The 16,417-nt window shown below is 61.8% G+C and carries 14 protein-coding genes; 3 read left to right on the top strand and 11 right to left on the bottom strand.

Annotated elements, in window-relative coordinates; genetic code table 11:
• Positions 1-4 precede the first annotated feature (4 nt).
• The 8 genes from tssG to IGX34_RS11905 all read right to left on the bottom strand — a co-directional run bounded on the left by tssG (position 5) and on the right by IGX34_RS11905 (position 7,227).
• Entirely contained in the window at positions 5-1,090 is a 1,086-nt protein-coding gene (gene tssG / locus IGX34_RS11940; RefSeq protein WP_192555949.1) for a type VI secretion system baseplate subunit TssG, read from the bottom strand.
• A complete protein-coding gene (tssF, locus tag IGX34_RS11935) occupies positions 1,054-2,889 on the bottom strand; it encodes a type VI secretion system baseplate subunit TssF (protein ID WP_192555948.1) in 1,836 nt (611 codons plus the stop codon). Before tssF ends, tssG begins: the two co-directional genes overlap by 37 nt.
• Positions 2,890-2,987: 98 nt before the next feature.
• On the bottom strand, positions 2,988-3,347 hold the full coding sequence (locus tag IGX34_RS11930; RefSeq protein ID WP_192555947.1) for a hypothetical protein: 360 nt from the start codon (positions 3,345-3,347) through the stop codon (positions 2,988-2,990).
• 24 nt (positions 3,348-3,371) lie between these two features.
• Positions 3,372-3,857 carry a type VI secretion system baseplate subunit TssE gene (tssE, locus tag IGX34_RS11925; RefSeq protein ID WP_192555946.1) on the bottom strand — a complete coding sequence of 162 codons (486 nt, stop codon included), beginning with the start codon at positions 3,855-3,857 and terminating at the stop codon, positions 3,372-3,374.
• 111 nt (positions 3,858-3,968) lie between these two features.
• Complete coding sequence (locus tag IGX34_RS11920) at positions 3,969-4,472, bottom strand: Hcp family type VI secretion system effector (protein WP_192555945.1); 504 nt, start codon at positions 4,470-4,472, stop codon at positions 3,969-3,971.
• A 91-nt stretch (positions 4,473-4,563) separates the two neighbouring features.
• A complete protein-coding gene (gene tssC, locus IGX34_RS11915; RefSeq protein WP_192555944.1) occupies positions 4,564-6,057 on the bottom strand; it encodes a type VI secretion system contractile sheath large subunit in 1,494 nt (497 codons plus the stop codon).
• Complete coding sequence (tssB, locus tag IGX34_RS11910; protein WP_192555943.1) at positions 6,054-6,560, bottom strand: type VI secretion system contractile sheath small subunit; 507 nt, start codon at positions 6,558-6,560, stop codon at positions 6,054-6,056. The genes tssC and tssB overlap by 4 nt, the downstream gene beginning before the upstream one ends.
• 46 nt (positions 6,561-6,606) lie before the next feature.
• Positions 6,607-7,227 (bottom strand): tetratricopeptide repeat protein, encoded by a 621-nt coding sequence (locus IGX34_RS11905; RefSeq protein ID WP_192555942.1) that lies wholly within the window; start codon positions 7,225-7,227, stop codon positions 6,607-6,609.
• A gap of 386 nt (positions 7,228-7,613) precedes the next feature.
• Here IGX34_RS11905 and tssJ point away from each other — a divergent pair, with 386 nt between their 5' ends.
• From tssJ to icmH, 3 genes are all read left to right on the top strand, one after another.
• Positions 7,614-8,246, top strand: a complete 633-nt coding sequence (gene tssJ / locus IGX34_RS11900) for a type VI secretion system lipoprotein TssJ (RefSeq protein WP_192555941.1) — start codon at positions 7,614-7,616, stop codon at positions 8,244-8,246.
• Between the two features lie 139 nt (positions 8,247-8,385).
• On the top strand, positions 8,386-9,735 hold the full coding sequence (gene tssK, locus IGX34_RS11895) for a type VI secretion system baseplate subunit TssK (RefSeq protein WP_192555940.1): 1,350 nt from the start codon (positions 8,386-8,388) through the stop codon (positions 9,733-9,735).
• Positions 9,732-10,499, top strand: coding sequence for a type IVB secretion system protein IcmH/DotU (gene icmH / locus IGX34_RS11890; RefSeq protein ID WP_192555939.1), 768 nt, complete (start codon positions 9,732-9,734; stop codon positions 10,497-10,499). The genes tssK and icmH overlap by 4 nt, the downstream gene beginning before the upstream one ends.
• A 76-nt stretch (positions 10,500-10,575) precedes the next feature.
• Here icmH and IGX34_RS11885 read toward each other — a convergent pair whose 3' ends face one another.
• From IGX34_RS11885 to IGX34_RS11875, 3 genes are read right to left on the bottom strand one after another with little or no spacing between them, the layout of a single operon-like run.
• Positions 10,576-11,649, bottom strand: coding sequence for a T6SS immunity protein Tli4 family protein (locus IGX34_RS11885; RefSeq protein ID WP_192555938.1), 1,074 nt, complete (start codon positions 11,647-11,649; stop codon positions 10,576-10,578).
• A gap of 15 nt (positions 11,650-11,664) precedes the next feature.
• Positions 11,665-13,260 (bottom strand): esterase/lipase family protein, encoded by a 1,596-nt coding sequence (locus tag IGX34_RS11880; protein WP_192555937.1) that lies wholly within the window; start codon positions 13,258-13,260, stop codon positions 11,665-11,667.
• Positions 13,261-13,272: 12 nt separating this feature from the next.
• On the bottom strand, positions 13,273-16,203 hold the full coding sequence (locus IGX34_RS11875; RefSeq protein WP_192555936.1) for a type VI secretion system Vgr family protein: 2,931 nt from the start codon (positions 16,201-16,203) through the stop codon (positions 13,273-13,275).
• Between the last annotated feature and the right edge of the window lie 214 nt (positions 16,204-16,417).

The raw sequence follows: 16,417 nt of genomic DNA, 5'->3' as shown, positions 1-16,417 counted from the left end.
TGCCTTATGCCAGGGTGCGTACGAGGTAACTTGCGTCGGAACGGTGATGATCGGCCGGGCGGCTGCTGACGAAGGCATCCCAGCCAAGCCGGCCGCCCAGCGTGGGCGACAGCCCGGTGGTGCGCACATCCTGCTGATGCAGCACCAGCCGCACTTCGAATTCGAGCGTGCCGCCGCTGAGCAGAGTCAGCCATTTCGCCAGCGCGGCGGCAGCGCGGCCGCCGGGCAGGAAGTCTTCGAATCGCTTGTGCCGCAGCGGACCAATCCATAGGCGCAGGCGCAGATCGCGCTGCCAGATGCGCTCGCCGGCCAGGGCCGTACGCCCCAGCACTGCGGTGGGGTCGCCCAGCCGGGACAGCTGGTTCTTCGGCACCTGATACCAGGCGCCGGCGAATTGCTCCACGCGCACATTGGCATCGAAGTATTCGCTCAGCATGCGCTGCAGGAACACCGCCGAAAGCGGACGCTGCCCGACCCCGGCGGCGTAATACGCAATCGCCTGGTCGAAGACCGCGCCCTCGCCCTTGTCCAGGCGCGTGCGCAGCGAACTGGCGCCCATGCCGGCCAGGGACAGAATCAGCGGCAGAAAACGTTCGCGCCGATCCAGTTCGTACTGGAACGCCAGCCGGTATTTTTTCCAGGCCGCGTAGAACAGCGCGAGCGCGCGGTTGTTGAAGATATCCAGGAAGGCGCGCGCGGCGTGGTCGCGGAAGTACATCTCGCGCTCGCCGATGCGCTCGGTATAACCGAACGGCAGCACCCCGCGACCACCCAGCATGCCCATGAAAGCCGGCGTGATATCGACTTCGGCCAGCTTGTCCCAGGCAGGCTGCGCATCGGCCGGGTCGGCCTTGAACGGCTCGTCGTTTTCCGCGTAGGCACGCAACTGTTCGATGTCGCTGGCGGGAAAGGCCATCGACATGCTGTTGCGGAAACGCAACTTGCGCGTAAGCACATCCTCCGGTCGCACACCATGGCGCACGAACAGGTGTTCCAGCACCCGTACGGCCTGGAAAAACTGGAAGCGATGCGGCTCGGACAGCAGCCGCTGCGCTACACCAGGATCGATTCGCCGCTTCGGGGTGAGCATCGGATAAGTTCCTCACCGCTGCGACTGGACAGCAGCACGAGCTGGGTAAAACTGTTGGCGTGCACGTACAGGCCAAAGAAGTGGTCGAGCACGCTGGCAAAGACATGGATGCCGGTACCGACGAAATGATCCTCGTCGATGCCCAGGCGGATCTCGGTGCCGCGCGCCACGCTGGCGAAATGCCGACCGGACAACCAGGCCGTCACCGAACGATGCTCCAGGCTGACGATGCCGTCGATCTGGCGCGCCGAGGTGGCCGAGCGTGGCAGGTCGTACAGGCGCAGCATTTCCTTCAGTGCCGGCAAACCGCCCTGCACCAGCGAAACGTGATTGAGCGACAGATGCGAGATCAGGCGCCATTGGGTGCCGCGTCCCGTATCGAAATGCAGCGAGCCAGTGGGCTTGCGCAGCAGCGAAATACTGCGCGCCACCGAACCGCCTTCCATGCTCAGGTCGCCGCCCGGCACGCCATAGGCCAGCTGGGTGGGTAGGTCGCGATTGCTGCAGCTCAGATCGAGGCTGAGCACATCGGTCTTGGGTGTGACCGGATCGAAGTTCGCATCGACCATGCTCAATTCGAGCTCATAGCCCGGGCTTTGCCGAGCGACATCCGGATTGCGGTGGGTAATCCAGTAATGCTCGTTGCGTTCCGGACTTTCACCGTGGCGCAGCGAATAGAACGGCCGGAATTCGACGATCGATTCGCCCTGTGCCGTCTGCTGCACCCGCGCCACCCGCTCGATCGCGTGCACTTCGAACGCATAAGCGCGCCGTGCATCGGCCACCACCGGATAGGACACCGCCGCATGCGTCACGCGGATCGGCTCGGCGCGCTGCTTGAACAGGTTCACTACCGGCGTGCAGCCCATCAGTACGTTGGCGGTGGACAGGCCTTCCAGCAATTTGGCCTTGACCGAGTCCGCCGGCACGTCGCGCAAAATGAAATGCAGCGCAAACTGCTTGCCGCCGAGCGCACCGGCGCGCTTGAGGTCGATGTCGAAGAAACCGAACTTCTCCGGAAAGGCAAAGAATTCGGTGAGCAGACGGTAGGCCGGATGCGAGCGGGCCGGATAGTCGATCAGGGATTCATCGTTGGACAAACCCACCGGCGACAGGGGGTTGCGATCCAGCTTCACCCAGCGGCCGCTTTCCCCGGCTTCCACATAGACCTGGTCGACCTTCAGCGCCAGTACGTCGCGCAAGGCCGCGCAGAACGAGGGCTCGCCATCGGTGAAGACGCGCACCTTGGCCACGCCCAGTGCATCGAGGCTGGTGTGCTGGGAGGTGATTTCGAAGCGCAAGGTGATCTGCGCGCTCGACTGTGGCGGCAGGCGCACATGGTTGGGGGCCAGCGTGATCGAGGAAAACTGTGCCGCAGCCAGCCGCAGGGGCGTCAACTGCACATCGTAGGCGGTGCGAAAACGGCAGGCACCACCGCGCACCGGGCGCGACAGCAGTTCCGTCCCGCGTGGAATGGCTACCGGCGCGGACAATTGCGCGCCGGCCCTGCCCATATCGAAATAGGCGATCGAACAGGAAGGAAACGGCCGCAGATAGTGCGGATAAAGCACTTCCAGCAGCGCCTCGGTGAATTCCGGATAGTCGTCCTCGATCTTCTTGGAAATGCGCGCGCCCATCAGGGCGAACGATTCGATCAGGCGTTCGACATGCGGATCTTCACTGATATCGCCGGTGAGCATGAGCCGGCCGGCGATCTTGGGATAGCGTTCGGCGAAATCCCGCGAATAACGTCGCAGGAAAGCCAATTCACGTTCGTAATAAGGGAGCAGGTCTTCCATCGCGTTGTTCTACCTTGTCGGCCCCCTAGCCTAGTGTTCTGTTCGACACGATGTTCCGCATCACCGCGGTGACTGGCGGAACACCATGCCCGAACGATTTACCGCGCAATGACCTGGTACTTGTTGCCGTTCAGCGCTTCATGCGCGCTATCGGGCAGCTGGAACGACAAGCGCTTGCTCTGCCAGCGCCCGGTGCCCGACGGCACCAGCGCATGGATGCCGCCCTGGTCGTGGCTCAGATAGATGGCCACGTACTCGCCGTAGCTGCGCCCGTTGGCGTCGAAGGTGGAAAGCGCAGTGCCCACCGGCAACTGCCCGGGAGCCAGGCCGCTGACGGTGTTGCCCGCACGCCACGCCAGCGCGGCAGGCAGGCCCAGTTCGGCCAGCGGATGAATGTTCTGGCCACCGCTGCCGGTGGTCAGTTGCGTGCGTTTGGTGGCACCGATGACAAATGACATAGCAACACTCCGTTGATGCAAAGGTCAGACCATGGCTGCGCGCCGCGTCCGGCTCACCGAATACTGCAAGGTGGTCGGCTGCAGCAGCGCATCGAAGTTGATCGGTTCCCGCGAGGGATGAATCACCAGCAAGGCGGAAATGGAAAAGCGCAGGGCACCGCTGGATTTCTGCCCCTGGTCGAGCGTCACGCGCACATTGGTCAGCCGCGGTTCGTGCCGGCTGATGGCCAGCTCCAGCGACTGACAGATGAAAGCGCGGTCCGGTGAACTGGCCAGGCTGCGGTTGGAGAAATCGTGGATGCCGTAGGTGGCGAGCGAACGCTGGCAGTTGGGGAATTGCTTGAGCAACTCCTCCTGCACCACGAAGCGATTGTTCAACAAACCTTCGACATCGCGCGCTACCGAGTCCTTGAACTCTTCAATCGACAGCCGCTTGACCGTGCCGTGCGCCGCATCGCGCGGCGTATCGTCGAACAACTTTTCCAACAGGCTCGGCTCGAAGCCTTTCATGATCCGGTTCCTTCATCGAGCCGCGTCGATGGGCCTTGGCGTGATTCCTTGCAGAGGTCCGATATGGCTGGATGGCGCCGCACTGGCAGCGCCATCCGGCCGGCGAAACGATCAGGCCGTGTAGGTCTTGTCGTTCTTGGTCAGGCTCCATGCACCCTGCGAGGTGCCGCCCTGGCCGCCGCCGATCTTCTGCTGGGTATAGCGCCACTGCACGGCGGCATACTTCAGGCCGAAGGTTTCGGTGGGCAGACCTTCGCCCTGCACGGACGGGGTCACGCTGGAAACGATAGCGTTCTTCAGCTTCACTTCGAGGTACTTCACGCGCTTGCCATCGCCGTCGGCACGCATGAAATCAATGGTGATCTCGCCGAACGTGGTGCCGCTGGAGCAGGCCTGGTACAGGCTCGGGCTGACCACGTCGATATCCTTGGTGAATACCATTTCATCGTGCTCGCAGCGCTCGGCGGTATGGCCACCGGCGGTGGAAGCCGTGGCGGACTTCGGCTGCACGATGCGGTGCGTCCAGGAGCTCAGTTCGACCCAGTTGGCGTGGTCTTTATCCTGGGATTCGCCCTGAATGCTGGGGCCCGTGAACTGCATGTAGCAATCTTTCATGGTTTCGTCCTTGACAAGGAAGTGGATGGTTGAGAGACACACTTACGACTTGCGGCCGGGCGAGCTACAGGGATCGCCCGGCATTCCACGCTTACTTTTTCACTGAAGCCGGCAGCTCCGCGACCAGACGCAGGGATACCGAAAGCTCGTCGAGCTGATAGTGCGGACGCAGGAACGCCACCGCGCGATAGGCACCCGGACGGCCGGGCACTTCCGTCACCTGGATCACCGCCTCGCGCAGCGGGAACTGCGCCTTGGCTTCCTGGGTGGCGTTGTCGTCCAGCAACACGTACTGGGTGATCCAGCGGTTGAGGAAGGACTCTACGCTGGTGGTCGAGGCGAAACTGCCGATCTTGTCGCGCATCATCGCCTTGAGGTAGTGCGCCACGCGCGATACCGCGAAGATGTACTGCAGCTGCGCCGACAGCGAGGCATTCGCATTGGCCGCATCGGTGTTGTACTTCTTCGGCTTCTGGATCGACTGCGCACCGAAGAACGCCGCATAGTCGGTGTTCTTGCAATGCACGAGCGGAATGAAGCCGAGGTCGCTCAATTCCTTTTCTCGACGGTCGGTGATGGCGATTTCGGTCGGGCACTTCAGCGCCACTTCGCCGTCGTCGGTGCGGAAGGTATGCGTGGGCAGGTCTTCCACCAGGCCACCGCCTTCCACGCCGCGGATCGCCGCGCACCAGCCGAAATCTTCGAAGGCGTGCGTAAGGCGTGCGCCGAAGGCATAGGCGGTGTTGCACCACAGGTATTTGCGGTGATCGGTACCGTCCACGTCTTCCACGAAGTTGAAGCCTTCCGTGGTGGTGCCGTCTTTCGGGTTGTACGGCAGGCGGCCGAGGAAGCGCGGCAGGGTCAGGCCCACATAGCGACCGTCTTCCGAATCGCGCAGCGACTTCCACTTGGCGTATTCGACCGTGTCGAACACCTTGGCCAGGTCGCGCGGCTTGCCCAGGTCGTCGAAGCTTTCCAGGCCGAGCAGCTCCGGCGCGGCGGCCGAGATGAACGGTGCATGCGCCGCGGCTGCCACGTGCGACATCTGGTCCACGAAATACATGTCTTCGGGCTGGCGGCCGATCGAGTAGTCGCCCAGCAGCGCACCGAACGGCGAACCGCCGAAGGTGCCGAATTCTTCTTCGTAGACCTTCTTGAACAGCGTGCTCTGGTCGAAATCCAGCGCCGACTTGAAGTCGCGGTTGAGATCTTTCTTGGCAGCGTTGAAGACCTTGATCTTCATCATCACGCCGGTCGAGGTCTGCTGGCAGAGGTAGTGCAGGCCACGCCAGCTGGCTTCCAGCGCCTTGAACTCGTCCGCGTGCATCACCGCGCTGAGCTGCTCGGAGATCATCGCGTCGAGCTCGGCCACGCGCGCGTCCAGCGTGCGGTTGAGGTTGTCGGAGACAACCACGGTGCCCTTCATCACCTCGCGTGCCAGCTCGGTGATGATGTCCTTGGCGCGCTGATGCTCGACGTTGGATTTGGCGACCTTGCTCTGCTCGACGATCTGGTCGAGCAGGCTGTCCTGGGTTTCGGCGACGGCGGCCTGGCCGCTGGCACCGCTGGCTGCTTCAGTGTTCATGCCTGCTCCTCACCCGTCTCGACGCCGAGCTGCTTGAGCTTCTCGGTATTGCTGAGCACTTCGTTGAGGATGTCTTCCAGCTTCTCGTTACCCGCCAGCTTGTTGCGCAGGTCGGCCAGCTTGCTGCGTGCTTCCAGCAGCTTGCGCAGCGGCTCTACCTGCTGCACCACCGCTTCCGGGCGGAAATCCTCGATGGAGCGGAACTTCAGTTCCACACCGAATTCGCCCTTGCCGCCGATCGTGTTGGGTACGCGATAGGTAGCGCGCGGGGCCATGCCCTCCATCACATCGTCAAAATTATCCATGTCGATGTTGACGAACTTGCGGTCACGCAGCTTCGGCAGCGCCTCTTCCGGGTTGCCGCTGAAATCGCCGAGCACACCGACCACGAAGGGCAGCTCCTTCTGCTCGATGGCGTCGCCCTTCTCCACGTCGTAAGTCAGCTGCACGCGTGGGGGGCGCACTTTCTGCAGACGCTTCTGGATGCTTTCCTTCTTGGCCATAGCTCTCTCCTGTGATTAGGCCCGAGTTGAACGCCGCAGCGTTCGCTCAGTGGCCACCGCCAGGCAGGGCCTGGAACGGATTGCTGTTGGCAGGCGCCGCTTGCGGCTGCGCACCGCCCTGCGCGGCAGGTGCCGGCGTCTGGCCGTCGGTAGCGGCCGGGGTGTGATGCACGACGCGGCGCTTGGGCTTGGGCGCCGGCGGAACCAGCACATCCTGACCGAGCGTTTCGCGCATCTTCGCGGCAAGCTTCACCGCTTCCATATGCGCCGGACCCTGTTGGTCGCTTTCGTCATGCAGGCGACCCAGTGCATCGACGGCTACGCGCAGGCCGGCGATGGTGAGAATGCTTTCGGCATTGAGATCGGTGGGATCGCGCTGCAGCACTTCCTGTGCATCGACGATGGCCTTGCCGTAGCTCTGCTGATCGAAATCGATCTGAGCCAGGCGGTACCACGGTTCCTTGTGGGTGGGATCGGCCGCAGCGGCCTTTACATAGAGCCCTTTCGCACCATCGACATCCTGCGCATTGAAACGCGCATCAGCTTGTTGCATCAGCTGATCGTAAGTGGGCGGGGGAGGAGCCGGCTTGGGCTTGTTTTCGGCACATCCGACCAGAACGGAGGCCAACACCAACGCTACGGCAATACGCGTAGATACTACTTTCACCAGTTATCTCCCTGTCATCCCATACTGACACTGCGCCGAGGCTTCGACGAGAACGTCCTTGCCCGCTGGCAAATTCGTACACTTTCTATAATACGTCACGTTAAGTTGCAACCAGAATCATCCGAAACTATTTGTCCGGCATCACATTTCCTACACATTTATGTAGTGACACAAACGGCGCTGTGTGACGCATCGGATTGCATATGATCCAACGTGATGCGTGGAATGCGAAGTCGGCTATATTCCCTTCGTTTGCGCACCGAATTCGTACACGCTTTGTAAGGTTTTTCCTACAAGCCTTCCGAGCCCTTCCAGCGAAAATGCCAAGGACTTCTACACCCTCCATGGACATGCACCCCTCTTTCCGTCCTTTGCGTAACCTCTGCATGCTGCCCCTGCTTTTAACGCTGGCCGCGTGCGCCACCAGCGGCGGCAGCGCCTCAAGCACCGCCAGCGATGCAGCCAGCCAGGCTGGCGCAAGCCAGCCCGGCGCGATGAGCAAGATGATGCAGGCCATCGGCCTGGCCAAGGCCCCGCCGCCGCAACCCCCGCAACCGGTGGAAGCACTGGTTCCGCTGCGCATCTACACGGCCAAGAACCTCAATGCTGGCAACGGCAAGAAAGCGCTGGCCCTGGTGGTGAAGGTGTACCACCTGCGTTCGCCGGACCGTTTCAATCAAACGCCCTTCGACGACTTCCTGGACAACAGCAAGGAACAATCGGACCTGGGCAACGACCTGATCGACAGCCGCGAAATGCTGGTGTTGCCGGACCAGCGCTATATCACCGTCGAACATATGCCCGGCGATACGCGCTACCTAGGCTTCGTGGCGCAGTTCCGCACTCCGGCCGCACTACGCTGGCGTTTTGTCTACGACGTCAAGAAATCGTCAACTAGCGGCATTACCCTGGGCGTCCACGCCTGTGCCATGTCATCGACCGCCGGCGCTTTGCTGACCGAATTGCCGGACGATCCGGGTTCGCTGGCGTCCGTGCATTGCCCGTCATTGAGTCAATGAGCACGCGCACACACGCTGCGGTTAAAAGTATCGACAAGGGGCAGGCTCGGAGTAAGCTTGCCCGCAGTGTCTGCCATGGATCGGTGCAGCGCGTTGCAGCCCGTATCCGCGTCAACCTTCGAATTGCCACGGGGCCCGCGTGAGTCAAGCAGCCAAGCTATTTTGGGGCGAAGGCCTGTTCCTTCGCCCACAGCACTTCCAACGCCAGGACGCCTATCACGAGGCGCGCCTGCACGAGACCAGCCAGGCACTGCACCCCTATGGATGGGGCGTGCGCCAGGTTCGCTTCGATACCCAGAGCCTTTCTTCCGGCACCCTGCGTCCGCTGCAGATCTCGGTGATTTTCCCCGATGGCGAGCTGTACGCCGCACCGGACACCGATGAGCTGCCGCAGCCGATTTCGCTGGAAGGGCTGCCCGCCGGCACGCAGGAAGTCACTGTCTATCTCGCCCTGCCGCTGCTGAAGGAATACGGTGGCAATTGCGCCCAGGAAGGCGATCCGGAGGTCACCAACAGCCGCTATGTGCAGAACAACGTACAGACGCCGGATGTTTACTCAGAAGCAGCGGAAGCCGAGCTGGCCTTCCTGAAGAAGTCCGTACGCCTGCTCACCGACGACCAGCCGCGCGACGCCTTCAACGTCGTACCGCTGGTGCGCCTGCGCCGCAGCAGCACCGGCAGCTTCGAGCAGGACGTGCACTACATGCCGCCGTCGATGAGCCTGCGCGCAACGCCGGCGCTGTTTCTGCAACTGCGCCGCCTGCTCGATGCATTGCAGGCCAAGACCCAGGCGCTGTATGGCCTGCATCGCGAACCCTCGCAACACATCATCGAATTCCGCTCCGGCGACATCGCGTCGTTCTGGCTGCTGCATACGGCCAATTCGGCGTTTGCATCGCTATCGCATCTCTACCAGCATCCGGGCCTGCCGCCGGAGCGCCTGTACCAGGAACTGCTGCGCCTGTCCGGCGCCTTGCTGACCTTCTCGCCCTCTTATCAGCTGTCCGACCTGCCGCCGTATTCGCACAACGAGCCCGGCCCCGGCTTCGACAAGCTGTTCAAGATCATCCGCGAATTGATCGACACGGTGATCTCCGCGCGTTACTTCGGCATCGCGCTGACCGAGGTACGTCCGTCGTACCACCTGGGCCGCATCGACTCGCAGCGCATCGACGAAAAATGCGCGTTCTACCTGGCCGTGGGCGCCGCCATGCCGCCGGCCGAACTGATCAGCGTAGTGCCGGTGCGCTTCAAGGTTGCAGCGCCGGACGACGTGGAAAAAGCCGTGCTGTCCGCCCTGCCCGGCGTCACCCTCAGCCATATGCCGCAGATTCCGGCGGCCATTCCCGTACGCCCCGGCAGCACCTACTTCGCGATCGAGGCACGCGGCGCACTGTATGAGCGCATGCTCAAGTCGCAATCGATCATGATCTACGTGCCCGCCGGCATTCCCGAACTCAAACTCGAACTGATCGCCCTTACGCCATGATGGACCAACGCAGCGCGACACCCACCACTCCGGCCACCCCCGACGTTCCCGTCGAGGCACCGCCCAGCCTGCTCGACATGATGTCGGATGGCTTCTACATGCTGTTGCTGATCAAGCGCGGCCAAGTGCCGCTGGCCGAGGCGCCCTTCACCGACGCCGTGCGCCAGTTCCTGGCCAATATGGAACGCACCGCCTCGCGCAACGGCGTTCCCAATGAAGACGTGCACGCGGCCAAGTACGCCTATTGCGCCGTAGTCGACGAAGCCATCCTCAGCAGCCTCGAATGCAGCTTCCGCGAAGACTGGGCACGCAAGCCGCTGCAGCTCGCCCTGTTCGGCGACCATCTCGCCGGTGAAAACTTCTTCGCCCGCCTCGAGCAACTGCGCGCCCAGGGCGCGCCGCGCCTGCAATCGCTGGAAGTGTTCTATTTCTGCCTGCTGCTCGGCTTCGAAGGCAAATATCGCCTGGAAGGTACCGAAAAACTCGGCTACCTCACCGCCCGCCTCGGCGACGAGATCGTCTACCTCAAAGGCAAGCGCACCGGCTTCGCCCCGCACTGGGCGCCGCCGGATCGCGTATCGCATGTACTGCGCCGCACGGTGCCGGTATGGGCCGCCGCCGCCGTGTTGGCGGTGATCGGATTGGTAGGTTATTTCACGCTGCGCGTGTCGTTGCAGAACAATACGGCGCAGCGGTTGGCGCCGTATAACAATCTGGTGCAGATGCCGGAGCGGACGGCGAGTCTCACCATCACGCTGCCTTGATCTGGCTTCTTAGCCTGCATTAATAAAAAAGCCCGGCAATTTGCCGGGCTTTTTTTTTGTTGTGCATCATGAATGCTTATAGCGTGCCCTTCGCACCCGGGCGGATGTGAATCGCCGCGATCAACTGATCCCAGAGTTCCTTCGCCTCAGCATCATCTTTCACCGTGGACTTGCCGTCGTCGGTCGGCTGGATCGTGAAGTCCACTTCCATAAACGGCCGCGTCACATCATTAGGAACGCCATCGGCGCTCCAGAAGAATTTCCGGATATGCGTCCCCGGCGCCAGATCATAAGGAGCGCTTACGCCGATCTGATAGCCCTGCTGACCAGCTGCCTGCAGTTCGCCGCGCGCCATGACAGACACGCCTGCATAGTTGGCGCGCATCACGTTGAGATCACTATCCACCCGATCTTTCAGCGGCGGCTCGCCCTTGTTCACTTGGTCGATCGCATTGGTATCGATGGTGAATTGCAGGTCCGGACGCTTGGGAAAGGTCACCACCAAGGTAAGGCGCTCGTTTACCGGCATATGGCCGGGATCGAGATAGACGCCACCATTTACGCAAAAGCCGGGCTGGTTCGGCGCCTCGTATTTGCCGATCGGCTGAAACTGCCCAACCGCCGTCAGCAAATCGGATTTAACTCGCGGATAAGCATTCGCCCCCAAACCTTTTGCCACGAACATGTAGTCCATGCCATGGATCAGTTTGTGCACTTCAACCCGTAGATCCGGCTTGGCAGGATCAGGTTGATAAGCGAGCCATGCGCGCTGCAGGGAATCATCCGTTTCATAATCGACCAACTGGGTCTTGCCATACAAGTCACCCGGATTGACACCTGCCGACTTGAGGATCTGATCCTTGTAGTCATTCTTGACCATGGGGCTGGAAGACAGTTGCTTGGCCTTGGTTCCAAGGCTGCTCTTCCAGGCGTCCAGGTTGCGGACCGCCGTGGCACCGCTCAGCTGCGCATTGCGATAAGTGGCATTAATAGCCACTTCGGCATCGGCCGGCAGGTCGATCGCAAAACGTCCAGCGCAGATAGACCTCGATCCATGCTCAGTCACGGGCGCATCCCCCTGGGCAGCTACGGCGCTTGCCGCGACGGCAAGCAAAAGCGCCACAAACAAGCAACGCAGCGTCCGGATCATGACCAACTCCTACACTCATAGCACTTTCGCCTGTTGAAGCAGCTTACCAATGCCCCACAAGGTTGCATTGCGAACCAGCTCGTTATTGTAAGCATCCTGATGTTCGAAACCCTGCATGCGAAAACTCTGCTTCACACTGCCACCTCCCTGCAGATTTGGCGCCTCGCCGGAGCAAACCGGTACGGTGCCATCGCCAGGTTGTAGGTATCCAACGCTTTGCGGATCGACGATTTCGAATTTCATGCCCAGCACAGTAACCGGATTGCTGCCATCGCTGGGCATAGCAGCCAGAAGCGCATCCTGGCCCACGCTTATGCTGGTGGAAGACTGCCACACCAGGTCGCCCCAGGCAGAATACTTGCCGGTGCTGGCACCGTAATGCACATACGTCGGATCGTGATAAAAAGTACCTAAGCCCTGATGAAAAGCGCCAACTTCAGCCAGGTTGGTCGCATAGGCCACCCACGGATCGGTACCTGATTTTTTGTAAGTTCCAGCCGGATCGATAAAGGCCGGGTCCACCAGGCGCCACCAGGGATCCTTCTTTGCATAGATCTCTTCATAAGGATCGCTATTGGGCAGTTGCAGCGCGGGCTGCGCACCGCTGGTGTCTTTCGCCTTCAGCCAGCTCTTCGGATAGTTGGCGTTGGGCAGCAATTCCATCGCGCCCGGGCTGCTGGCAAAGACCGCGGTAACCTGCTCGGCATTGCGCCCGAGCACGATGCCGGTCATACCGCCATAGCCGCTACGACAATGGTGATAGGCAGCAGCCGCGCCATTGGCCGGCTGCTCACCATGCACGATGCCCGTCACGCTGGATGCGCAGGCTCCGTATGAAGGATGCGTTGCCGCCCTGCTGACCAGACCGCCCATCGAGTGACTGACCAGAATCACCTGCTCGCACTTATAGGGCTTTTGGCCGCCGACTTCGTAATCCGCCCAGGTCTTGATGATTTCGCTGATCTTTGCAGCCAGATCCTTGCCTGACTGGCCATTGCTCTGCAGCCAGTTGTAGCCAACGGCATGTACCGGGCAATAAAAATTATTCCAAGCCTGGTTGGATTCAGCGTCGGTAAGCGAAGTAAAACTTTTTTCCGCCCCCCATTCCTTGCTGAAATCCTTGTCCTGGAAATCCGCCCATGGCGATTTGTCGTCGCCTTGAACGATCGAATTGCAGAAATCGGAATTGAGACTGTTGTCCAGCCAGCGCAAAAAATCGCCGTAGGACATTTTGGCCACCGTGCCCCAGCCTCGATCTTTCGCCACGGCCGCATTGGGAACGGTAGCGCTTTTACCGGGAAAAGCACCGCCAGGATCCACTTCGGCGTTGCCGGGATCGAGCTTGCTTTGACGTGTACCGGAGGAACGAAATCCCCACTGGAACAGCATGCCGATCACGGAGTTCAAACCCCAGATATTTTTCTTGGTCTGCTTGTCCCTGAGATTGGACCCCATGATGCCCGGCACGAAAACTATCGGCACAACCGTATGCGGCAGGGTTTTGCATTGGGCGCGCACCTTGTCATCCGTGGGCGAGGTAATGGTTTGCGCAACAGGTACGCCATCCTCACCGATCGTGGTCCCGACGGGCCGCGTGGTTTCACCAGTCATGAGTGCCTCTCCCTAGGCCTTGCCAAGCAGTCGAATGCTCAATGGCTCCATCCCTAATCCCTTCTGCATTGAAGCCCAGCCGTCCCCATCTGTGACGCCCTGTATTTTCGCGCCGTCGGCACGCACGTATTCGTAGCGATAATTCGCCGCCGCCGTCTTGCCGTCGCGCTGGGTGAGTCTTACGCGTTCATCGAACTGCGCTTCGTCCCAGTTGTTCATTTCCCTGGACAATTGCGTCGGCCCCACAAACTGATGATTGGCCGCATGCACGGTGATCTTGCCGGGACAACCGAACACGATGTTGCCGCCCGATATCGTCACATGCGCCCCGCCGCTCACGGCCAGGTGCACCGTCTGCTTGGCCTGCATCTCTACGGCAGCATTGGCCGACACCACGCTGAGGTCGCCTTTGCTGCGCAAGGCCAGCGCATCGTGCTGTGCCTGCATGTTCAAGGCACCTTTGCCGGCTACAAGGTTGAGACCTACGCCATCCGCTTTCTGTGCACCGGCCAGCCATCCGATCGCCTGGCCGCCGTGAATGCGCAGCTGGTTAGCGACTGCAAGATTGGTGTCCTGCCCACTGCCCATGGCCAATGTTTCGCCGGCCACCATATGCAGCGACTGGCCAGCGATGGCACCGATACCGCCACGCCCCGCCATGGTGAGCAATGCATCTGCGCTATGCGGCACGTCACCATCCTTGCCGGCACCCTGGGCGGGCTCGGCCGTCTGAAAATTGTCGCTGCTGACCACGCTTCCAACGCTTTTTTGCATCGCATCCAACGGTGCCGCCTGCGGATTGAGCTGCGAGGCATTGGCCTGCATCACGCCTTCATGCGTCGACAGCGGTACGGTCGTGTGCGTCGTAGCGGCCTGGCTCAAGGCCTTGCTTAGCTGACTTTGTTGTTTGAGCAAGGCACTGGCCGCCACCGCATCGCCGGCAGGTTCGTTGCCGCTGGCGGCATACGTACTGAGCAACACACCACTGCCACCGCGCACAGCGCCGTAGCTGTCCGTGCGCAATTCCATGCCGCGACCGCGGAAACTGCCGCGGTAGTTGTCGGCCTGATGCACCAGGTTGCCGAGGTTGAGCTGGGTAGCGGCGTGGCTGGTGGCGAATTGCAGGCGACCTTGCTGGTCGGTGTCGTCCATCACCAGCTGGTTGTAGCCATCACCATCGAAGCCCTGGGTTTTCAGGCCGGAAAGCGCGGCGGCGTTGCCATGGCCGCTGGGATCGGCGCTCAGGCCATGCCATGCGGGACTGTTGCCGCCGGCGAGGTTGCCTTGGGCGCTGGGCTGGAAATCGGCGGCCTGCGTATAGAGCGCGGTGGCCGGTGCCACGGCCGAGGCGCCCGGGCTCGGCACCACGCCCGCTTCGCCCTGGCCGTTGTACAGCGCACCCACGATCACCGGGCGATCGATATCGCCGTCCATGAAATTGACCAGCACTTCCTGCCCGATGCGCGGCAAGGCCTGCATGCCGTGGCCGCTGCCAGCATACCGTTGCGTCATGCGCAGCCAGCAGCTGGCGCCGCCGTCCATCCAATGAAACTTCACCTTGATGCGACCCATGCTGTCGGCATGCAGCGGGCCGCTGGCACCGGGACTGGTTTCGCCTTCGGGGCCGACCACGATCGCCGTTTGCACGCCGGGTGCCGTGGGCCGCGGATTCAGGCGCAGGCCGTGACCGTCATCCAGCGCCGCGCGCCAGGGATGATCGCTGGCCAGGGCGTCGAAATGCTGCGCGTAGCCGACTGTTTTGGCGCGTTCCCACAGCGCCTGGTCGACGCCATGCGGAATGCCTTGTTCCGACGTGCTATCGCCAAGGGTCTTTTGCACCGCCTGCTGCACGCTGTCGGGCAAGTTGTTGATGCCGGCATGCCAGACGCGGGTCCACACGAAGGCAGATGGTGCGTTCGCCTCGCCTTCCCACGGCGCTTGCGTTACGCGAAAGCGCGTACCGGTGCGGGCGGTGCGTACGGTGCCGCGGCCTTCCCAGCGCTGTTGCTGAACTTCATGGACCTGTGCGGCGAGTTGAGCGTAGTGCTGGGCTTCGCGCGAATCGGCGAAGGCGTACATGCCGACCGGATCGTAGGCTTCGCGCTGCCCCTGCGCGCCGTCGATGGGCGTGCTGGCGCTCACCGCGCTCACGGCGGCGTAGTCGTAGCTGAGCAAGGTGACCGCATCCGGCGCCAGTTGCAGCGAGGGACCCAGCGCCTGCAGCGTATCGCTGGCTTCGGTCGCGGAGGACCGGTGATAGCGCAGCCCGGCGCCGGAGGCATCGGCGGCGGAACTGGCATCTTCCGGCAGCTGGCCACTGTCGCCGAAGATCACCAGCGTATGGCCGGCCGGTGCGCTGCTGTCTTCGATGAAACTGTAGCCAAGGCCTTCTTCCGCCAGCAGGCGTTCGACGAAGGCCAGATCGGTTTCGCGGTACTGCACGGCATAGCTGCGCGGGCGCACCTGCGCGATCAGACTGCGTGCATCGGGTGTGATTTTCCAGGAAGCAAAATCGCTGTAATCGCCGAATACGCTGGCGGCGATATCCAGCACGCTCTGGTCCTGGAAGATGCGACTGTGCCGGCCCTGCCCCAGCAGCCACAGCCACGGCACCAATACCAGGCGATAGCGCGCCATGCCGCCCTCGGAACCCTGCGCCTGCGCTTCGCAGATCAGGCCACTGCGCACGGCGCTGCTGCCATCGGCCAGGGTGGTACGCAAGGCGGCGCGCTGGCCAAGCATGTCGTCCAGCGACAGGTTGGCATCGGTGCTCAGGGCATCGATCGTCCACGCGTAGCACGCCGACAAGGCTTCGCTGCCGCTCCAGCGTTCGACCTGCAAGGAGGAAAGCGGGCCATCGCCATCGATAGCGTAAAGACGCGTTGCGTCCGTGAAGGTAGCGAGCGACGCCACGGCCGAACCAAGCGTCTGGGGGATGTCCATGTCCTTCTCCCTGGGCTGATCAATCCATCAACCGAACCATGAATCCATAAAGATTCCAGCGTCGGGAGAATATCGCGTTATGCAGCTAATGTCTGTCAACGGCGCCACGGGATTGGCACATCGTTTATGGCAGGATACGGCTTCTGCCGGAGCCATTTGCCACCGGCCGGCCCGCTCTACGGCGGCCATCGCCGCCGCTTAACATCGTCAAGCC

Origin of the sequence: Dyella acidiphila (genome assembly GCF_014863405.1) — a bacterium.
In the GTDB taxonomy this organism is placed as follows: domain Bacteria; phylum Pseudomonadota; class Gammaproteobacteria; order Xanthomonadales; family Rhodanobacteraceae; genus Dyella_B; species Dyella_B acidiphila.
Note: the sequence above shows the minus strand (reverse complement) of the source record. Positions and strands in the feature narration are given on the sequence as shown.